11 protein-coding genes and 2 pseudogenes are annotated in these 19569 nt (G+C 70.2%); 8 read left to right on the top strand and 5 right to left on the bottom strand.

The features are described 5' to 3' along the window. Positions 1–54: 54 nt before the first annotated feature. Together QH195_RS24130 and QH195_RS24125 are read right to left on the bottom strand one after the other, a co-directional pair. Complete coding sequence (locus QH195_RS24130; RefSeq protein ID WP_280437120.1) at positions 55–351, bottom strand: MGMT family protein; 297 nt, start codon at positions 349–351, stop codon at positions 55–57. Between the two features lie 7 nt (positions 352–358). After that, positions 359–1135 carry an alpha/beta fold hydrolase gene (locus QH195_RS24125; RefSeq protein ID WP_280437119.1) on the bottom strand — a complete coding sequence of 259 codons (777 nt, stop codon included), beginning with the start codon at positions 1133–1135 and terminating at the stop codon, positions 359–361. Positions 1136–1231: 96 nt separating this feature from the next. Here QH195_RS24125 and QH195_RS24120 point away from each other — a divergent pair, with 96 nt between their 5' ends. Both QH195_RS24120 and QH195_RS24115 read left to right on the top strand, forming a co-directional pair. Next, on the top strand, positions 1232–5302 hold the full coding sequence (locus QH195_RS24120; protein WP_432278510.1) for a PD-(D/E)XK nuclease family protein: 4071 nt from the start codon (positions 1232–1234) through the stop codon (positions 5300–5302). Continuing rightward, positions 5299–8694: an ATP-dependent DNA helicase gene (locus tag QH195_RS24115; RefSeq protein ID WP_280437117.1), complete on the top strand. Its 3396-nt coding sequence runs from the start codon at positions 5299–5301 to the stop codon at positions 8692–8694. The genes QH195_RS24120 and QH195_RS24115 overlap by 4 nt, the downstream gene beginning before the upstream one ends. A gap of 135 nt (positions 8695–8829) precedes the next feature. Here QH195_RS24115 and QH195_RS24110 read toward each other — a convergent pair. Next, a pseudogene (locus QH195_RS24110) lies at positions 8830–9012 on the bottom strand (hypothetical protein); the annotation flags it as partial. Positions 9013–9152: 140 nt separating this feature from the next. On the opposite strand from QH195_RS24110, the gene QH195_RS24105 reads away from it, so the two are divergent. The 5 genes from QH195_RS24105 (at position 9153) to QH195_RS24085 (ending at position 15699) form a co-directional block, all read left to right on the top strand. Next, positions 9153–10229, top strand: coding sequence for a potassium channel family protein (locus QH195_RS24105; protein ID WP_280437115.1), 1077 nt, complete (start codon positions 9153–9155; stop codon positions 10227–10229). A gap of 40 nt (positions 10230–10269) precedes the next feature. Beyond that, the gene (gene nudC / locus QH195_RS24100; protein ID WP_280437114.1) at positions 10270–11223 is read left to right on the top strand and encodes an NAD(+) diphosphatase; all 954 of its coding nucleotides are present in this window, start codon (positions 10270–10272) and stop codon (positions 11221–11223) included. Positions 11224–11398: 175 nt separating this feature from the next. Next, positions 11399–12844, top strand: a complete 1446-nt coding sequence (locus QH195_RS24095) for a zinc-dependent metalloprotease (RefSeq protein ID WP_280437113.1) — start codon at positions 11399–11401, stop codon at positions 12842–12844. Positions 12845–13405: 561 nt separating this feature from the next. Continuing rightward, entirely contained in the window at positions 13406–14272 is an 867-nt protein-coding gene (locus QH195_RS24090; RefSeq protein ID WP_280437112.1) for a TOMM precursor leader peptide-binding protein, read from the top strand. Between the two features lie 83 nt (positions 14273–14355). Further along, positions 14356–15699 (top strand): ABC1 kinase family protein, encoded by a 1344-nt coding sequence (locus QH195_RS24085; protein WP_432278509.1) that lies wholly within the window; start codon positions 14356–14358, stop codon positions 15697–15699. A gap of 236 nt (positions 15700–15935) precedes the next feature. Here QH195_RS24085 and QH195_RS24080 read toward each other — a convergent pair whose 3' ends face one another. Together QH195_RS24080 and QH195_RS24075 are read right to left on the bottom strand one after the other, a co-directional pair. After that, complete coding sequence (locus tag QH195_RS24080; protein ID WP_280422011.1) at positions 15936–16217, bottom strand: WhiB family transcriptional regulator; 282 nt, start codon at positions 16215–16217, stop codon at positions 15936–15938. Between the two features lie 655 nt (positions 16218–16872). After that, positions 16873–19002, bottom strand: a complete 2130-nt coding sequence (locus QH195_RS24075; protein WP_280437111.1) for an ATP-dependent DNA helicase UvrD2 — start codon at positions 19000–19002, stop codon at positions 16873–16875. Between the two features lie 253 nt (positions 19003–19255). Between QH195_RS24075 and QH195_RS24070 the strand changes: the two are divergent. Continuing rightward, positions 19256–19569, top strand: a pseudogene (locus QH195_RS24070) (hypothetical protein); the annotation flags it as partial.

Below are 19569 nucleotides of genomic sequence, written 5' to 3'. Positions count from 1 at the left end.
TCATGCTATGCGCCGTCTGGGACGATATCCCGGCTCGGTGACCACTTCACCGGCTCAGCCGAACCGGTGCCGCGCGGTCCGGAGATCGACCCGGCCGTCCGAGATGGGTACCCCCTCGCCCGCGAGCAGTCGCAATTGCCGTTCGGCCAGATGGGCGGCGGGTTTTCCGGAGGCGCCGAGTACCCGGTGCCAGGGCAGGTCGCCGGAGTCGGTACGCATGATCCAGCCCACCGTGCGCGGCGTCGACAAACCCACCGCCGCGGCGATATCGCCGTAGGTGGCGACCCGGCCCGGCGGTATCGAGGCGACCAGTTCCCGGACGTGTTCGATCTGTGCGTCACTGGTGACCATCGCGGCCCTACAGTGCCGCGCGGATCAGCGCCGCGGTCCGATCCGGCAGGATCTGCGCCACCATATGTTCGCAGTCCCACTCCTCGACGGTGAGATTCGCGCCCAGGTGCGCGGCCAGCAGTGCCTGCACCGGCTCGGCGAGAAAAGGCGGGTCCACTTTCGTGGCCCGCACCAGAACCGTCGGCATACCGGGTGGCGGCAGCGCGGGCTCGCGGGCCAGCTGACTCCAGTACGCGATCAAGGCAGGCAGGCTCACCCGCCACCCGACCCGGCCGTCGCGCGCCGGGACCAGATGGTCGTCGAGTTCGGCCTGCAGCAGGCCCGGGTCGGCCGCGCTCCACCCGGTGGCGAGTTTGTCCATCCGGGCTTCCTCGGCGTCGGTGTAATCCGGGGAGTCGAGGGTGGCCAGGGCGATATCGTGCAACCAGGCAGGGTCGAGCGCGACCGCCGGATCGAGCAGCACCAGGCCGCGGACCAGGTCGGGCCGTTGTTCGGCAAGCCGCAGCGCGCACGCGCCACCGAAAGAATGCGCGACCACCACCACCGGTTCGTCGGTTTCCGCGGTGAGCAACGCCACCAAGTCCGCCACGATCGTCTCGAGGTCCCACGGCGGCAGCGCGGTGGAGTGGCCGTGTCCACGCAGGTCGGGTGCGATCACCCGGATATCGGGCAGCAACCGGGTGGCCAGGTCGGCCCAGCGTCTGCCGTGGCCGGTGAGACCGTGCAGGGCAAGCAGCGGCGGCCCGGTGGCCGGGCCGAATCGGTGAACATGCAGTGTGGACACGATGACATTCTTATCGGCGTGCCGCGGACCCGCAGCGCCCGCGGGTGCGACGGGGTATCGGCGGTGTCGGCCCCGTCTGTTGCAATAGCGGTTGTGGTGCGTTCGGATAGGCCGGTGCGGCTGGTGCGCCGGAGAACATCGGCTCCCCGGGCTCGGACCTGGGGCGCCGGTATTCGCGCGCTGTTCGCCCCCACCCCGGCAACCCCCACGCAATCCGGTTCGGGCCGGTTGTGGCGCGTGCTCGGCGGGCCCGGAACAGGGAAATCTGCCCTGTTGATCGATGTGGCCGCCGCGCGGATCGCCGGCGGTGCCGATCCGGAATCGGTGCTGCTGCTCACCCACTCGAAGCAGGCCGCGGCCGCCGCCCGGGATGCCCTCACCGAACGCCTGACCCATTGGGACGTATGCGCCCCCGTCTTCGACAGCGGTCCGGATGCTCACGGTCTCGCCGACCTGGCCCTGTTCCCGCTCGCCGATCCGGAATCGAGCACCGCCGCGGGGTCCGGCTCCGACACCCTGTCCACGAGCTCGGTCACAGGCGCGACCCGTGAACCGCTGGCCCGGACGATCCACTCCTACGCTTTCGGGATACTGCGCCGCCAGGCCGCGCGGCACGGGAACCCGCCGCCGCGGCTGCTCACCGGTGCCGAACAGGATGCGGTCCTGCGTGAAATGCTGCGCGGCGACCTCACCGATATCGCCGCGGGTGCTCGCGACCTGTGGCCGCGCCGGCTGCAACCGGCCCTCGGCCTGGACGGCTTCGCCGACGAACTCCGCGACCTCATGCTGCGCGCCACCGAACGCGGCCTCGGCCCGGAGGATCTGATCGAGCTCGGCCGGCGGCAGGAGCGGCCGGATTGGGTGGCGGCCGGCCGGTTCGCACTGCGCTACGAACAGGCCATGCTGTTGCGCTGGTCGGTCGGGGTGGCGGCGCCGGAGGCCTCGGCGCCGGCGTTGAACGCGGCGGAGTTGGTGGGGGCCGCACTCGACGCGCTGGCCGGTGACCCCGATCTGCTCGCCGCCGAACGCGCCCGGTTGCGCTGCCTGCTGGTCGACGACGCCCAGCATCTGGACCCGCAAGCCGCGCTGCTGGTGCGGGTCCTCGCCGAGGGCGCCGGTACCACCGTGATCGCCGGCGACCCCGACCAGGCCGTCTACACCTTCCGCGGCGCCGACGCCCGATCGCTGACCGATCTCGAGGTTCCGGCGGCGCGACGGATCGTGCTGCACACCAACCACCGTTCCGGGCCGGCCATCCACGCCGCGACCGCCCGTATCGCTTCGCGGCTGCCGGGCAGCGCCGCGCATCGCACCACTTTCGCGGATCTGGGTCCCGCGGAACGTGGCGAACCGGCGGCGGGGGAGACGGCACCCGCCGCGCAGGTCCGCGTCCGGGTGCTCGGCAGCCCGGCCAAGGAGGCCTCGCTCATCGCGGATCAGTTGCGGCGCGCCCACCTCACCGATGGGGTGCCGTGGTCGCAGATGGCGGTGATCGTGCGATCGGTCCCGCTGCTGCTGCCCCCGTTGCGGCGGGCGCTGCTGGCCGCCGGGGTCCCGGTCCGGCAGCCGGTGACCGATACCCCCCTGGCCCGCCGCCGCGGCGCCGCCTGGATGCTGCTCGCGCTGCGCGCCGTGCTCGCCGGGGAGGCCGCCCGCCGGGGTCCCGGGTCCACGGAATCGCTCTTCGGTCCCGACGACGCGCTCGACCTGCTGGGCGGCCCGCTCGGCGGCGCCGACCAGATCGGCATGCGCCGCCTGCGCCGCGGAATCCGGCGCACCACACTCGAACTGTCCCGCTCCGAGCCGGAAGCGGGGGATACCGCGGCCGCACCTTCCGAGCCCGCGGCCGGAGCATTCGGGCCGGGGGACGTGCTGTCCGGGCCGGAAGCCGCGCCACCCGAACCGGATCACGAGCTGCCCGAACCGGAATACGAGCCGCCGATTCCCGATCCGGAATCGCCGCAGGCGCAGCGCCCGGACGATTTCCCACGCCCCGAATTCTTCCGGGACGCGGACCGCTTCGCCGACGATACGGTCCGCTACGCGGAGGACGCGGATTGGTTCGGTCTGGATGAGAACTATGCCGACGCGGACCCCTGGGATGGGCTTCCGCCGGACCGCCCGTATGAAGACGACGACTTCGTGCCCCCGCCGGAGCTCGCGGACGATGGCGAAGAGTTCGGATCACTGCCCCATCTCGCCGCCGGAAACGATGGGTTCGGGCCGCCACCGGAACGCGCGGACGACGGAGAAATATTCGGCTCCCTGTCGACGACGGACGAGGTCCGGTCTTCAGTGGACAAGAACGCGATGCCGGCCCGGCCCGGCGGGGCCGACGGCAATTCCTCCACCGGTTCGACTTCGGGGGCCCGCGGAAGGGGCGCCGGCGAGGTCGGTGCCACCGGCGGCGACCACGGGCGAATTTCCGATCGTCCCTCGGTGGATATCCTGCGCGACCTGCTCCTCGGTTCGGGTGACGAGCGAATCCTCGCGGGTCTCACCGAGGTGGAGGTCGCGCCGCTGAACCGGGCACTGCGGGCACTGGACCGTGCCCGCCGGGTCCGGCGTGACGGCGGCACCCTCGAGGACGTGTTGTGGGCGCTGTGGACCGGGTCGCGCCTGGAGAAGCGGTGGCTGGCGCAGTCGGAGCGCGGCGGGGCGGCCGGGATGCAGGCCGATCGCGACCTCGACGCGGCGGTCGCGCTGTTCGACGCGGCGGCCGCCTACACCGATCGGCTACCGGGCGCCACCATCGAAGGGTTCGTGGAATACCTCACCCAGCAGCAGATCGCGCAGGATCGGGCGGCGCGGTCGCGGCAGGACGAGGCCGTCGATCTGCTGAGTGCCCATGCCGCGGCCGGGCGGGAATGGGAGGTCGTCGCGGTTGCCGGGGTGCAGGAGGGCATCTGGCCGGATCCACGCCCCCGCGGCACTTTGCTGCATACCGAGGATCTGGTGGATCAGGTCGCCGGTATCACCGAGCGGGTGAGCCGGTCCGCGCCGATCTTGGCCGAGGAACGCCGCCTGCTGTTCCTCGCCTGCAGCCGGGCCCGGCGTGCACTGCTGGTGACCGCGGTGGAATCCGTGACCGGTGAACGCGATCTGGTGCCGTCGCGGTTCATGGCCGAGCTGGTCGGCGGCGAAGCCGACGATCAAGCACTCCCGATCGCCGAGCCGGGCCGCGTGCTGGCGTTGCATGCGCTGGTGGCCGAACTGCGCGCGGTCGTCTGCGATCCGGACGCCGGTGACGAGCGCCGTCGCCGCGCCGCCGCCCAGCTGGCCCGGCTGGCACTGGCCGGGATACCCGGCACCGCGCCCGGCGACTGGTACGGCGTTCCCGGCCTCAGCTCCACCGAGACCCTGTGGGAGGACGACGGGCCGATCGCGCTGTCCCCGTCGACGGTGGAGCTGCTGCGCACCTGCCCGCTGCGCTGGGCGCTGGAGCGGCACGGCGGGTCGGACGGGGAGAACCCGCACGCCGTGAAGGGAACGCTGGTGCACACCCTCGTGCAGGCGCTGGCGGGCCACGTCCCGCTGGACCGGGTGCGTGCCGAACTCGCCCGCACCTGGCCGGCGATCGACCCGGAAACCAGCTGGCACTCCCGTCAGGAACTGCGCCGGACCGAGTCCATGCTGGACGCGTTCGTCGCCTGGGTGCGCAATACCCGGGCCGAACTCACTCAGGCCGGTGTCGAGGTGCCCGTCGATTGCGTCCTGCCCGGCCGCGGCGAGGACGCGCCCGCGGTCCGGATCCGCGGCCGGATCGATCGCCTCGAACGCGACGAGCGGGGCCGGTTCGTGATCGTGGACGTGAAAACGGGGAAGAACCCGGTCAGCGAGGCCGATGCCGCCCAGCACGCCCAGCTGGCGACCTACCAGGTCGCGGCCGCCGCGGGCGCACTCGACGAGACCGCCACAGATTCCGAACCCGGTGGCGCGCGGCTGGTATACGTCGGATTGCCGGCTTCCAGCGGGGTCGCGAAAGAACGCGTCCAACCGGCGTTCGACTCCGAAGCCGTCGAGGCCTGGCGGGACACGATCCACACGGCCGCGGCGACCACCGCGGGGCCCGGTTTCCTGGCGATCCGCAACGACGGCTGCCGCCACTGCGCCGTGAAGAACAGTTGCCCGATTCAGGACGCCGGACGTCAGGTGACCGACGAGTGAGCGCCCGGGTCACTCCGGGGCAACTGGCCGAGGCGCTCGGCCTGCCTCCGCCGACCGCGGAACAAGCCGCGGTGATCGCCGCACCACCGGGTCCGGCGCTGGTGGTGGCGGGTGCGGGCGCGGGTAAAACCGAGACCATGGCGGCGCGGGTGGTCTGGATGGTGGCCAACCGCCTCGTCACCCCGGAGGAAGTGCTGGGCCTGACCTTCACCCGGAAAGCCGCCCAGCAGCTCACCGCCCGTATCCGGACCCGGCTGGCCCGGCTGGCCGGTTCCCGTCTGTTACGCGATCTCGATCCGACCGGCGAGCTGCGCACCACTCTGACCGCCGCGGAACCGGAGATCAGCACCTATCACTCCTACGCCGGGCGGTTGCTCCGCGAACACGGGTTGCTGCTGCCGGTGGAGCCGTCGGCCGCGCTGCTCACCGAAACGCAGCTCTGGCAGGTGGCTCATCAAGTGGTGCGCGGCTGGGACGGCGATCTGGAGACCGACCGTTCACCGCTTACCGTCACCGAGGCTGTTCTCGCGTTGTCCGGCCAGCTCGCCGAACATCTCGTGGAACCCGAACAACTGGCCGAAGCGCATACCGAGCTGGAGAAACTGGTCCACACCCTGCCGCCCGGCCCGCGCCAGCGGGGCGGCCCGAACAAGGAGTTGTTGTCGATTCTGCGCGCGCAGCGGGAACGGGTCGCGCTGTTGCCGCTGGTCCGGCAACTGCGCGAAACCCTCCATCAGCGCGGTGCGCTCGACTTCGGGGCCCAGATGTCGCTGGCGGCGCGGCTCGCCGCAGAGCATCGCGAGGTCGCCGATGCCGAGCGAGCCCGGTTCCGGCTGGTCCTGCTCGACGAATACCAGGACACCGGTCACGCGCAGCGCATTCTGCTGTCGGCCCTGTTCGGCGCCGGCTATGCGGCCGAGCGGCGCGGGCCCCGGCGCAGCGAACCGCCGGCACCGTCGGTGACCGCGGTCGGTGATCCTATGCAGTCGATCTACGGCTGGCGTGGTGCGTCGGCGGCCAACCTGCCCCGGTTCACCACCGATTTCCCGCGCGGCCCCGGCGATCCGGCGCCGGTCCTGCCGCTGCTCACCAGTTGGCGCAACCCACCGGAGGCACTCGACCTCGCCAACATGGTCGTCGAGCCGCTACGCGCCGCGGCCCGCGCGAGCGGCGGGGTCACGGTGGATCCGCTACGCGCGAAACCCGATGCCACGTCCGGCGATCTCGCTCTCGCGCTGTGTGCCACCGTGACCGACGAACGCCGCTGGATCGCCGAACGGATCGCCGCCGAATGGGCGCGCGCCCGCGAAGCACAGCGGCCACCGCCCACTTCCGCGGTGCTGATCCGCCGTAACGCCGATGCCGCCGAACTCGCCGAACATATGCGCGCACAGGGGCTGCCGGTGGAGATCGTCGGTCTCGGCGGGCTGCTTGCGACGCCGGAGGTCGCCGATATCGTCGCGACCCTGCGGCTCATCGCCGATCCGGCGGCCGGGAGCGCGGCGGTGCGGATCCTCACCGGTGCCCGCTGGCGTCTCGGTGTGGCCGATCTGGCCGCCCTCGCCCGCCGGGCCCGGGAACTGTCGATCGGCCACGATCCCGGCGGCGAGATCACCGATGCGACCACCCTGGCCGCGGCGCTCCGCGAGGTGGCGCCGGAACCCGCCGAACGTGCCGGACTCGCCGATGCGATCGCCGACCCCGGCCCGCCGCAACGCTATTCGACAGCCGGGTATCGGCGGATCACCACGCTGGGCCGGGAACTGGCGATGCTTCGGGAACGGGCCGGGCAGCCACTCACCGAACTGGTCGCCGACGTGGAGCGCACCATCGGGGTCGGTGTGGAAGCGCAGGCGCGGCGTGCCCTGACCGGGTCCGGCGCGGGACGCGAACATCTGGATGCCTTCGCCGAAGTGGTGGCCGGTTTCGCCGCGGATACCGGAGCGAGCCTCGGCGGATTGCTCGCGTTTCTCGCGGCCGCGGAATCGGTGGAGAACGGTCTGGAACCCGGGGAGGTGGAGGTCGCCCCGGACCGTGTCCAGGTGCTCACCGTGCATGCGGCCAAGGGCCTGGAATGGGAGGTGGTCGCGGTTCCCCATGTGTGCAGGGAAGTGTTCCCGTCCACCCGCGGGGTGAACACCTGGCTGGGTGCGCTGGCCGAGCTGCCTACCTCGCTACGTGGCGACCGCGCCACCGCGGATTCACCGGACGGTGTGCCGGTGCTCGAGCTCGCCGACTGCGCCGACCGCGCCGACCTGCAGCGCTGTCTGGCCGCGCACAAGAAGGCATTGCAGCGCCGCCGGCTCGACGAGGACCGGCGACTCTTCTATGTCGCGCTGACCAGAACCGAACGCGTACTGCTGGTCTCCGCCCATCACTGGCCCGAATCCGGTGACAAACCGAAGGGACCCTCGGAGTTCCTGCTGGAAGTGAAAGCCGCCGCCGAGTTGCCCGACAGTGGTGTGGAGATCGCGTACTGGGCGCCGGAACCGGAAGAGGGCGAAGCGAACCCGCTGGCCGCGACTCCGGATACCGCGCCCTGGCCCGAGGATCCGCTGGGCGACCGCCGCGCGGATATCGAGGAAGGGGCGGCTCTGGTGCACGCCGCGCTGGCCGAATTCGCCGCCGGAGTGCCCGAACCGGAACCGGACGACGATCCGGACGGCTGGGCCGCCGATGTCGATGCGCTGCTCGCCGAATTCCGGTCGACGGCGGCCACGGTCACCGATGTGGAACTGCCCAGCCAGCTCCCCGCCACCGCGCTGGTCGAAATGCGCGCCGATCCGGGCAAGCTCGCCGCGCGGCTGCGCCGCCCACTGCCGTACCCACCGAATCCGCTGGCTCGCCGCGGCACCGCATTCCATGCGTGGGTGCAGCGCTGGTTCGCCACCGACCAGCTACCGGGCCTCGACGATCTGCCCGGTGCGGCGGACGCGGGCGCCGCGGCCGATGTGGAACTGGCCCGGATGCAGGATGCTTTCCTGTCCTCGCGCTGGTCGGCACGGCGCCCGGTGGAGATAGAGGTGCCGTTCGAAACGACCATCGCGGGGATCGTGATCCGCGGCCGGATGGATGCGGTTTTCGCCGAACCGGAGGACGGCTGGACCGTTGTCGACTGGAAAACCGGTGCCGAACCCGGCCCCGCCGACGAACCCGCGGTCGCCATGCAGCTGGCCGTCTACCGCCTGGCCTGGGCGCGCCTGCTGGCGGCGCGGACCGGGGAAGACGAAGAGCAGGTGCTGAAACGGGTCGGCGCCGCCTTCCACTATGTGCACACCGGCCGCACTGTCTCTCCGGACCGGTTGCCCGGGCCCGCGGAACTCACCGAGCTGCTCACGAACACGACCCACGCAGAGGGCTCCGGCGATCCGGACGAGAGATCGCGGCGGTAGTGGCCGGGGAAGCCGAGCAGAATCTCGCTCGCGTGCGCCCGTTCAGGCCCGCGGCGCCCGGCGGCCCACCGCCAAGGCCTGGGTGATCAACGGCACCTGCAAGGGCAGACGCAGCAGCGAGATCGCCTCGAGCATTTCGGCCACACCGGACAGATACGTGTAAGAGCGCGCCTTGCCGGGCAACCGTTTCGGCACGATGGAATCGAACGGCCCGGGAGCCACGAAATGCATGACCCCCGCACCCAGGAGGATCGCGGCCAGGCGCAGCGCGGGGGCGCGGCCGGGGTCGGAGGTGCCCGAATGTGTGTCGTCTGCCATGAGCTTCACCGTAATCCGTGGGAACGGGCGAAGGCGGGCCTGCGGACCGCCGGGCACGCACCGGGCCGGACCGCCCGCGAGCGGGTAGGCTCCCGAGCTGTGTCGGAGGGACTGAGGGTGTCGAATTCCCGGGGTAGCGGATGGTAGCCCCCGTCAGTGCCCGGTTCGCCCAGTTGGGCGGCCGGGGGCGGCTCGGCGGCGAGCGTCCGGATTTCGCGCTGGTCGGGGTGCTGCGGATCCCGGAGGTACAGAACAGTCCGTGGATTTCGCTGACCCGCCGGGTGCTGTTCGCGATCGGCCTGCTGTGCACCGCGGCGATCGTCGTCTACCTCGGCCGTGCCGGTTACAACGACAATTCCGACGGTTCGGTGGACCTGCTCGACGCGTTCTATTACGCGACCGTATCGCTGTCCACCACCGGGTACGGCGATATCGCACCGGTCACCGATTCGGCGCGGTTGGTGAATATCTTCGTCATCACACCGCTGCGGGTGCTGTTCCTCATCGTCCTGGTCGGCACCACCCTGGCGGTGCTCACCGAACGTTCCCGCCAGGCATTGAAGATCCAGCGTTGGAGGCGCACCGTGCGTAATCACACCGTCGTCGTCGGGTACGGCACCAAGGGCCGCACCGCTATCGACGCCATGCTCGGGGACGGCGTGCAGCCTGCCGAAATCGTCGTCGTGGATACCGACGCCATCGCCCTCGAGGCGGCCGCCACCGCGGGCCTGGTCACCGTGCACGGGACGGCCACACAGTCCGATGTGCTGCGGTTGGCGGGGGTGCAGAACGCGGCCTCGGTCATCGTGGCCGCCAACCGTGACGACACCGCGGTCCTGGTCACGCTCACCGCCCGCGAGCTCACCAAGAAAGCGAAGATCGTCGCCTCGATCCGGGAATCGGAGAACACCCATCTGCTGCGCCAGTCCGGTGCCGATTCGGTGGTGGTGTCCTCGGAGACCACCGGGCGGCTGCTCGGTATCGCGACCACCACACCCAGCGTCGTGGAGATGATGGAAGATCTGCTCACCCCGGAACACGGTTTCGCGGTCGCCGAACGCGAGGTCGAGCCGGGTGAGGTGGGCGGATCGCCGCGTCACCTCAGCGATATCGTGCTCGGTGTGGTACGCGACGGCGATCTGATCCGGGTGGGCGAACCGGCTGTCGACGCCCTGGAAACCGGGGACAAACTGCTCTATATCCGTCGCGCACGCTGACCCGGCTATCCCGCGGTTCGCGCCGCGATAGTCTCGGGTCGTGGCGGTATTCGAGCTCAATCAGATCCCTCTGTTGTCCCGTTCGGCGCTCGATCGCGCCGACCATCTGCGTGGCGACGCACATGCGCTGAAGGAAGGCTGGGCCACCGCCCGGCTGTTACGGATCGGGCGGCGCGGTGCGGTGCGCTACGAATCCGGTGCGCTGGTCTGGGAAGCCGCCACCGAACTCGCTGCCGAACCCAGCCCGGACGCGGTCTTTCTCGGTGTCCGCGAGGGTGTGCACCTGTGGGCGGTGCGTGACCGCGAACTCGCCGGTGAACTGCGTGATCTGCGTCAGCTCGCGGACAGCCCGATCGACGATTTCACCGCCGGGGTGCTTTCGGCCGCACTCGCCCTGATCAACTGGCATGCCGGCGCCGCGTTCCACGGTGCCGACGGCAGTCCGATGATCCCCGCCAAGGCGGGGTGGTCCCGGGTGACCGAGGACGGCCGCGAGGATTTCCCGCGCACCGACCCGGCGGTGATCTGCCTGATCCACGACGGGGGCGACCGGGTCCTGCTGGGTCGCCAGCACAGCTGGCCGGCCACGATGTTCTCGCTGCTGGCCGGTTTCGTCGAGGCCGGGGAATCGCTCGAACGCTGCGTCGAACGGGAGATGCTCGAGGAGGTCGGGCTCGAGGTCCGCGATATCCGCTATCTCGGCAGCCAGCCGTGGCCGTTTCCGAGGTCGCTGATGCTCGGTTTCTGTGCGGTCGCCGATCCGGGGCAACCGCTGGTGTTCACCGACGGCGAGATCGCCGAGGCCCGCTGGTTCACCCGTGACGAGGTGCGCGCGGCACTGGCGGCCGGGGGGTGGCCCGCCCGGCCGGGTGCGGGAATCGACCCCGACCCGGCCGCGGGGGCGAAACTGCTGCTGCCGGGCTCGGTATCCATCGCCCGCACCATCGTGGAATCGTGGGTTGCCGCCGACCGTGCCGATTCGCCCGCGGAGTGAGCGGTCACCGGTCCGGCGTGTTCACCGAGCGCGAAGCCGCCCCGCCGTGGCGGACCGGCCGGTTCGCCGCGCCTACTATGGAGAACATGCAGCTTCACGAAGCGCCGGCCGGTTCGCTCGGTGCGCGCGCGCTCCCCGGACACCACCCGGACGTCGTAACGGCGGGTGAGGCGTCATGAGCGATTTCGGATTCGGATTCTCCCAGGGCGGCGAGGACGACGACCGCGGCCGTGGTGACAAGCCCGGCGGCGGTAACGATCCGTTCGGTCTCGGTGGCGGCGCGGCCGGTTTCGACCCGGCGGCACTGGGCCAGATGCTCACCTCGCTCGGGCAGATGCTCAGCGGTATGGGACAGGGCGTCGCCGGCGGTGGCGGCTCCGGCCCGGTGAACTACGACGTGGCCAAACAGCTGGCCCGCCAGCAGCTCGGTAAAACCGTCGAGCCGGTGTCGAGCGGCACGGCCGCCGCTGTCGCCGATGCCGCGCATCTGGCCGAGCTGTGGCTCGACGATGCGACGACCTTCCCGGCCGGCGCGACGACCACGGTGGCCTGGACTGCCAACGACTGGATCGAGAAAACGCTACCCACCTGGCAGCGGCTCTGTGACCCGGTGGCACAGCAGATCTCCGGTATGTGGGCCGCCGGGTTGCCCGAGGAAGCCCGCGAAATGGCCGGCCCGATGATGGGAATGCTCGGTCAGATGGGTGGGCTGGCCTTCGGTTCGCAGCTCGGGCAGGCGCTCGGCCAGCTCGCCAAGGAAGTGCTGACCGGGACCGATATCGGGCTGCCGCTGGGCCCGGCCGGTACGGCCGCGCTGCTGCCGACCGCGATCTCGCAGTTCAGTGCGGGGCTCGAGCAGCCGGAGAGCGAGATCATGGTGTTCCTCGCTGCCCGTGAGGTCGCCCATCAGCGCTTGTTCGTGCACGTTCCGTGGCTACGCCAACAGCTCCTCGGCGCGGTCGAGGACTACGCGCGCGGGATCACCATGGATTTCTCCGCGCTCGAGGAGGCGGCCCGCGATCTCGACCCCTCGGCGCTGACCGATCCGAGCAAGCTCGAGGAGATCCTGTCCCAGGGGAGTTTCGAACCACAGACGACCCCCGAACAGAAACAGGCCCTGGACCGGCTGGAGACCTTGCTCGCCCTGATCGAGGGCTGGGTCCAGGTCGTGGTCGGTGCGGCGGTCGGGGAGCGCCTTCCCGGTGCGGGTGCACTGGCCGAGACACTGCGGCGCCGGCGGGCGACCGGCGGCCCGGCCGAACAAACCTTCGCCACGCTCGTCGGCCTGGAGCTGCGACCGCGCAAACTGCGCGAAGCCGCCACGCTGTGGCAGCGCTTGACCGACGACGCCGGTATCGCGGCGCGCGACGGTGTCTGGGCCCATCCGGATCTGCTGCCCGACGCCGCGGATCTCGATGCGCCCGCCGGGTTCATCGATTCGGTGATCGGCGGCGGTGCGGGCGCGTTCGACGATCCGCTGGCCCAGCTGGCCGCCACGGAGGCCGCGGAACGCGAACAGGCCGGTAAGGGCGATAAAGGCGAGACGCAGGATTCGCCCACCGATCGGAGTGGAGACGAATCGGGCCCGGAGAATCCCGGACCCGGTAACGGCAAGGACTGAACGGCCGCACCCGCAAGATATTCGTTCGCGGGCCGGCCGACGGTCGCTGATCCGGACCGGCCGTACTGCCCGGCTCCAATTCTCGACCGAGCCGCTGCGGGCCGGCGCAGCGGCTGGAAAGCCTGAGCCTCGGTCGCGGGGCAGCACCCCGGGTCATCGATGCTCGCCGGAACCATGCGTCGCCGCATCAGCCGATAGGCATGCGGGCTGCGACCGTGCCATGGTGCCGACGACCTGCCTGGGGCAACCGCCGCAACGCGGCCACTATGGGTTCGATCTCAGCCTGCGAGGGCGGGGCCAGATATCCAGATATTGCGGAGTTCGGGGGTCGGCCCGCAGAAGCTTCTGCGGAGGGCGGCGTAGGAACTCGGAACGGGACCGTGCGGAGCCGTGGACGGTCCACGGAGTGCCCGGTTTCGTGCGGATTTCCCGCGCACCCTGAAACGCTGCCGCGAACCGCCCGCCACCTGCGAGCATCGGAGTTATCCACAGGCCTTACCCCTGTGGATAACTCCCTTCCGGGAACCTGTTGCGCCACAACGGCCGTCGCATACTTCGGGCATGACGACGCTTCGGCCGCGCGGGCCGCTCCTGCATCCCCGGGTACCGATCCTGGTGCGTTCGACCGGCCAGGTCCAGCTGGGCTGGGACCCCGAGACCGCCGTATTGTGCGAGGCCCCGGGCCTGGACACCCAGCAGGTCCTGGGATTCCTCCGCCTACTCGACGGACTGAACAGTCGTCCGGCGATCGTCTGGCGGGCGCGTTCGCTCGGTCTCGAACCCCGGCACGCGACCGCGTTGTTCGAAGTGATCGACGCGGCGGGCCTGGTGGTACATCCCTCCTGCCCGGCAGGTTGCGTCCGGTCCATCCGCGTCCACGGGACGGGCCCGCTCGCCGAGGCGATCAGCTCCGGCCTGTGTGCGCTCGGTATCCGGCCGTCCCGCTCCCGGGATCGGAGCACCCGGCTGCCCGGTCCGGTCGCGCCGGCGGATCTGGTGGTGCTGGCCGACGCGCTGATTCCCGATCCCTGCCTGGTCCGGGAGCTGGGCCGGGCCCGGATCGCGCATCTGGTGGTCCGCCTGCGCGACGGTAAAGGACTCGTCGGTCCACTGGTCCTGCCCGGACTGACGAGTTGTCTGCGCTGCGCCGATCTCGCCAGGGCCGATCGTGATGCCGAATGGCCGCGACTGGCCGCTCAGTTGCTCGGCCGGATGGGGCATGCGAGCCCCGCCGGAATCGCCGCCGTGGCCGCCCTGGCGCTCGGCGAACTCGAGACGATTCTCGCCTGCGACCCGGCGTCGCCACCGGATACGCTCAATCGCACGCTGGAATTCGACCTCGGTACCCGGGAGCTGAGCCGGCGCCCCTGGACCCCGCACGAGCGGTGCGGTTGCCTGATGCCGCAGCCGAGCAGCGCGGTTGTGTGATGGCAATCACACTTCTGGCCGCTGTGGTAATTCTCTTCGGTTTTCCGTGGCAGATCCGCCGGTCCGTCGGCCATGATGGGGGAGTGTCTGAGATCGTGCGCCGGCCTATGTCCCGCAATGCGAAGTTAGCCAAGATTCCGCTCGGTGTGGCGGGTCGTGCCGCGGTCGGATTCGGCCGCAAGCTCGCGGGCGGCGATCGCAAAGAGATCAACACCGAGATGAACCAGAAGGCGGCCGAGCAGCTGTTCTCCGTGCTCGGTGAGCTCAAGGGCGGCGCCATGAAGTTCGGTCAGGCGCTGAGTGTGATGGAGGCCGCGGTTCCCGAAGAATTCGGCGAGCACTATCGCGAGGCCCTCACCAAACTGCAGGCCGCAGCCCCGCCGATGCCTGCGGCCACGGTGCACCGCGTCCTCGACCAACAGCTCGGCACCGACTGGCGGAAACGTTTCGAATCGTTCGACGACACCCCGGCCGCCTCGGCCAGTATCGGGCAGGTGCACAAGGCGGTGTGGTCGGACGGCCGCCCGGTCGCGGTCAAGGTCCAGTACCCCGGCGCGGACGAGGCACTGCGCGCCGATCTGCGGACGCTGAACCGGATGACGGGCCTGTTCGCGAAGGTTATCCCCGGCGCCGATGTGAAACCGCTGCTCGCCGAGATCAACGAACGTACCGAGGAAGAGCTGGACTACCGCAACGAGGCCGCGAACCAGCGGGCCTTCAGCAAGGCCTACGAGGGTCACCCGGAATTCGTGGTGCCGAAGGTGGTCGCGAGCGCGCCGAAGGTCATCGTCAGCGAATGGCTGGACGGCACACCGGTTTCCGCCATTATCGCCGCGGGTCAAGCCGATCCCGAGGGAACTCGTGTTCTGCGCAACCGGGTCGCCGGACTGATGGGGCGCTTCCACTTCTCCTCGCCCGAAATCGTCGGGCTGCTGCACGCGGACCCGCATCCGGGTAATTTCATGATCACTGCCGAGGGCAAGCTCGCGGTGATCGACTACGGTGCCTGCGCCCCGCTGCCGGGTGGTTTTCCCGAGCTCCTGGGACGGATACTCGCGTTGGCGGTGGCCGAGGAATACGGCGAACTCACCGAACTACTGCATGCCAACGGATGGGTACTGCCCGGTAAAACCCTCACCGAGCAGGAGATCGAGGATTATCTGCGTCCGTTCACCGACCCGATCCGCTCCGATTCGTTCCATTTCACCCGCCGCTGGATGCAGCGGGTAGCGGGTAAGGCCACCGACTATTCCTCGCCGGAGATGAAAACCGCGCGGGCCATGATGTTGCCCGGGGAATACGTGATGATCTTCCGGGTACTGGGCGGTTCGATCGGCATCTGTGCCCAGCTCGATGCCGAGGTGCCCTTCATGCAGCTGGCCTCCCGCTGGCTGCCCGGGTTCCGCGAGGAACGTAACAGCGCCTGAAAACCCTTGCAGTTCAACCCTTACAGGGCTGATCTTGGTAGGTGCTGCCGATACATCCGGGTATCGGGCCGGCGGCTCGCCGACGGGCCGGGCGGGTGGTTCCGCGCAGCCGCACGAAAACTGCTCGCCACCGGTGAATTTCACCCTGAACGCGAACGAGCCGCTCATCGGCGAAGCGATGAGCGGCTCGTTTCCGGTGTCGGCGCGAATCCGCGGGCGGGTGACCGCCGGCGCGGTCAGACACAGCTGGCGACCTTGCGCGGCCGGCCCCGCGGGCGCTTGCGGGCGATGACGACCCCCTGATCGAAGATCTCCCCGCCCCAGACACCCCACGGCTCCCGCCGATCGATCGCGGCGCTCAGGCAGCCCTTTCGGATCGGGCAGGACGCGCACAGTGCCTTGGCCTGCTCCAACTGGACCGGGCTCTCGGCGAACCACAGATCCGGATCACCCGCCCGGCAGGGCAGGGTGGTCAGCGGCTGAGTTTCGGGGTCGGTTGCCACGGTGCGACACGCCACATCAGTAGCGGCCTGCGGCCAACTCTGGGTGGTGGTGACCACGTCGTTCTCCTTCAGCTTGTTGTGCAGCGGTTCGGTGTTCCTGCTGCGAAACCGCTGCCTTGTGGGCTGAAGGCCAAAAAAATGGCCACGGTTTCGCATATGCGACCCGTGGCCAGGAGGTTCGGGGTGTTACCCCGGACCTGGTCGGCGGTGGGGCCGCCTGTTCACGGTCGCGTGGTGTCCTTTGCGGAGGCTTTCCGCTCCCTTATCGGCCACCGCGGGTGCTGCGGCGGTATCGATAGCGAGCGAGCCGGCGGCTGCGAATGCAGCTGCCGGGTGCCAGATCGCGACGGACTGGTCCTGCAGTTCGACAAAGTTCGGCTGATGCGAATAGCGCACGCGCGGCTGCGCACCGAAACGATCGATGCAGGACGGGCCGGTCCCCTGCAGAGCGAGGACCCCCCGGGAAGCAGCCGACAACCGCGTATTCGGGATTACGGGGACGATGCCGTAATTCGTCATGCCGTTCATCTGTCTGCCTCCCTCCTGTACTCGTGATCCGAAATTCCAATGATGCGCGTGGATGTACCCTCCCGAGCGCGATTCCCACCTTAAGGCAATCTCACCGGGCTCGACAACCTATTTTCTACCTGCGGTTTTGCGCTCTACTGCGCTACGGCTTCGACAGGGACCGCCGTCGCGACCTGATGATCGCCAGAACTTCGGCGCCGTACCGGCGCACCTTCGCCGCACCGACCCCGAGCGCGGCCAGTCCCGCCTCGTCCTCGGGCAGCTGCTCGGCAATCGCGGTGAGCGTGTTCACTCCGAGGATCCCGCGCGGGTCCACCGCGAGTTCCGCCGCCTTCTCCCGGCGCCAATCCTGTAGTGCCCCCAGCAATTCCAGATCCGGTTCGCCCACACATCCTTTGCATCGGCGCAGCAGCACGGTCTCCGAATCGAGCAGGGCCCGCCCGCAGACCCGGCAGACCGGGCGGGCGGTTTCCGTGCCGGGCCGCGGGGGTGCGGCGATGCGGGACGCCGGGGATTCCTCGGGGACGAGGCCGGTGAGGAACCGGGAGCGCCGGCGATTGCGGCGATCCCCGTCACCCCGCGACAATGCCCAGGACAAGCGCAGATGACTCCGCGCCCGGGTCACCCCGACGTAGAGCAGCCGGCGTTCTTCCTCGAGCGCGGCGGGATCGGCGACCGAGCCGTCGCCGTTGAGGACATAACTGATCGGCAGTGTGCCGTCGGTGAGGCCGACCAGGAATACCGCATCCCATTCCAGTCCCTTGGCCGCATGCAGGGAGGCCAGGGTCACGCCCTGCACCGTCGGTGGCTGGCGCGCCTCGGCGCGTGCGGCGAGTTCGCGTAACAACCCGGCCGGATCCAGCTCGGGCTGCTGTTCGGTGAGTTCTTCGGTGAGCCGTACCAGCGCCACCAGCGACTCCCAGCGTTGCCGCGCCTGAGCGCCGGCCGGTGCCGCGGCGGTGAGCCCGATCGGGGCCAGTGCCGCCCGGACCAGGGTGACCAGATTCTCGCCGGTACGCGATGCGGCGGGCAGATCGTCGCGCGCCGCGGTCTTGCGTAGCTCCTCGACCGCTTGGCGGACCTCCGGCCGCTGGAAGAAACCTTCGCCGCCGCGAACCTGGTAGGCGATGCCCTGTTCGGTCAGGGCCTGTTCGTAGGCCTCGGACTGGGCGTTGATCCGATACAGCACGGCGATCTCCGCGGCCGGGGTACCACCGGCCAGTAGATCAGTGATCCGGTGTGCCACCGCGTCGGCCTCTTCGCGCAGGTCGGCGTATTCGGCGAACTCGGGCTCCGGCCCGTCGTCGCGCTGGCCGATCAATTGCAGCCGGGTTCCGGCTATCCGCCCCTTCGCCATCCCGATCACCCGGTTGGCCAGATCGACCACCTGGGGTGTGGAGCGGTAGTCGCGTTCCAGCCGGACCACCGTCGCGTCCGGGTACCGGCGGGAGAAGTCCAGCAGATAGGCGGGGCTGGCGCCGGTGAACGAATAGATCGTCTGGTTGGCGTCGCCGACCACGGTGAGATCGTCCCGGTCGCCCAGCCAGGCATCCAGTACACGCTGCTGCAGGGGAGTGACGTCCTGGTATTCGTCGACGACGAAACAGCGGTAGCGTTCCCGGAACACATCGGCGACCGCCGGATAGTCTTCGAGCGCGGCGGCGGTGTGCAGCAGTAGATCGTCGAAATCGAGCAGCATGCCCTCGGGTGTCGTCTTCAACGTTTCGTAGGCCGCGTAGACCTCACCGATACGGGCCGCCGGGAAGGGAATATCGCGCTGCCGGGATGCGGCCGCGGCCGCGTAGTCCTCGGGCGCCACCAGCGCGGATTTCGCCCATTCGATCTCGCTCAGCAGATCCTTGACACTGTCGGTGCCCGATGCGACTCCCACCCGGTTCGCCGCCTGGGCCACCACCGGGAACTTGCGGTCGAGCAGACGCCACGGGACCTCGCCCACCACCTGTGGCCAGAAATAACGCAGTTGACGCAGCGCCGCCGCGTGAAAAGTGCGGGCTTGGACCGTATTCGCCGCCGCACCCAGGCCCAAACCGCGCAACCGCCCACGGAGTTCGCCCGCGGCGCGCGCGGTGAAGGTGACCGCCAGCACCTGGTCGGCGCGCACCTGCCCGGCCGCTACCAGGTGTGCGATGCGATAGGTGATGGTGCGCGTCTTACCCGTCCCGGCCCCGGCGAGTACACAGACCGGTCCCCGCGGTGCGCGGACAGCGGCGGCCTGCTCCGGATCCAGTGCGGAAAGATCGACTGCGGCCACGCGTCCATTGTGCACAGCCCGCTCGGCGGGCTCCGAGCCGCACGCCCGGTCGGCTCGGCGGGCCACGCGAGCCCGGCTCGGCGCCGGATGGGAGATGCGGAATGCCCGAAGCCCCCGGTCCGGGCCGAGGTCGCGGCTGCCGGCTGCCGGTCCGGCGTCGCCGATAGGCAAGAACACCGCCCGCCCTGTTCCTCCTGCACTGTGTGGTGGCCGGCCCGACGCGGCCTGTGGTGGGCGCCGGTATGTTCGCGCAGTGGTGTCGCGGACCTCGAGACCCGGGCCCCCCTGGCGGTTGACCGAGGTCGATATCGTCGCCGGCCTGGCGGGCGGGCCGCGCGGGCCGGGACGCGTATGGGCGGCGGGGGGGCCGCCGCAGCGGGCAAAGCGCACCCGCGGGGGCGGGGTGGGGCGGGTGGGGGGCGGGGGGGGGGGGGGGGTGTTGCAGCGGCGCCCCGGGCGGTCCGCCGCCGGGCGCGCGCTGGCGCTTGAGCAGGCCGCGGGCGGGGAACTGTTCGATATCGGCGATCCGCCGCTGCTGCGCGCCCTGCTGATCCGGCTCTCCGATAC

This window comes from Nocardia carnea, from assembly GCF_029868855.1.
Classification (GTDB): Bacteria; Actinomycetota; Actinomycetes; order Mycobacteriales; family Mycobacteriaceae; genus Nocardia; species Nocardia carnea_A.
This window is presented reverse-complemented; position numbering and strand designations above follow the sequence as displayed.

Bases quoted from the DNA above. Each gene is read 5' to 3' on its own strand.
- QH195_RS24095 (WP_280437113.1), top strand. From the start codon at position 11,399: ATGAGCGATTTCGGATTCGGATTCTCCCAGGGCGGCGAGGACGACGAC.
- QH195_RS24090 (WP_280437112.1), top strand. From the start codon at position 13,406: ATGACGACGCTTCGGCCGCGCGGGCCGCTCCTGCATCCCCGGGTACCG.
- QH195_RS24105 (WP_280437115.1), top strand. From the start codon at position 9,153: ATGGTAGCCCCCGTCAGTGCCCGGTTCGCCCAGTTGGGCGGCCGGGGG.
- QH195_RS24130 (WP_280437120.1), bottom strand. From the start codon at position 351: ATGGTCACCAGTGACGCACAGATCGAACACGTCCGGGAACTGGTCGCC.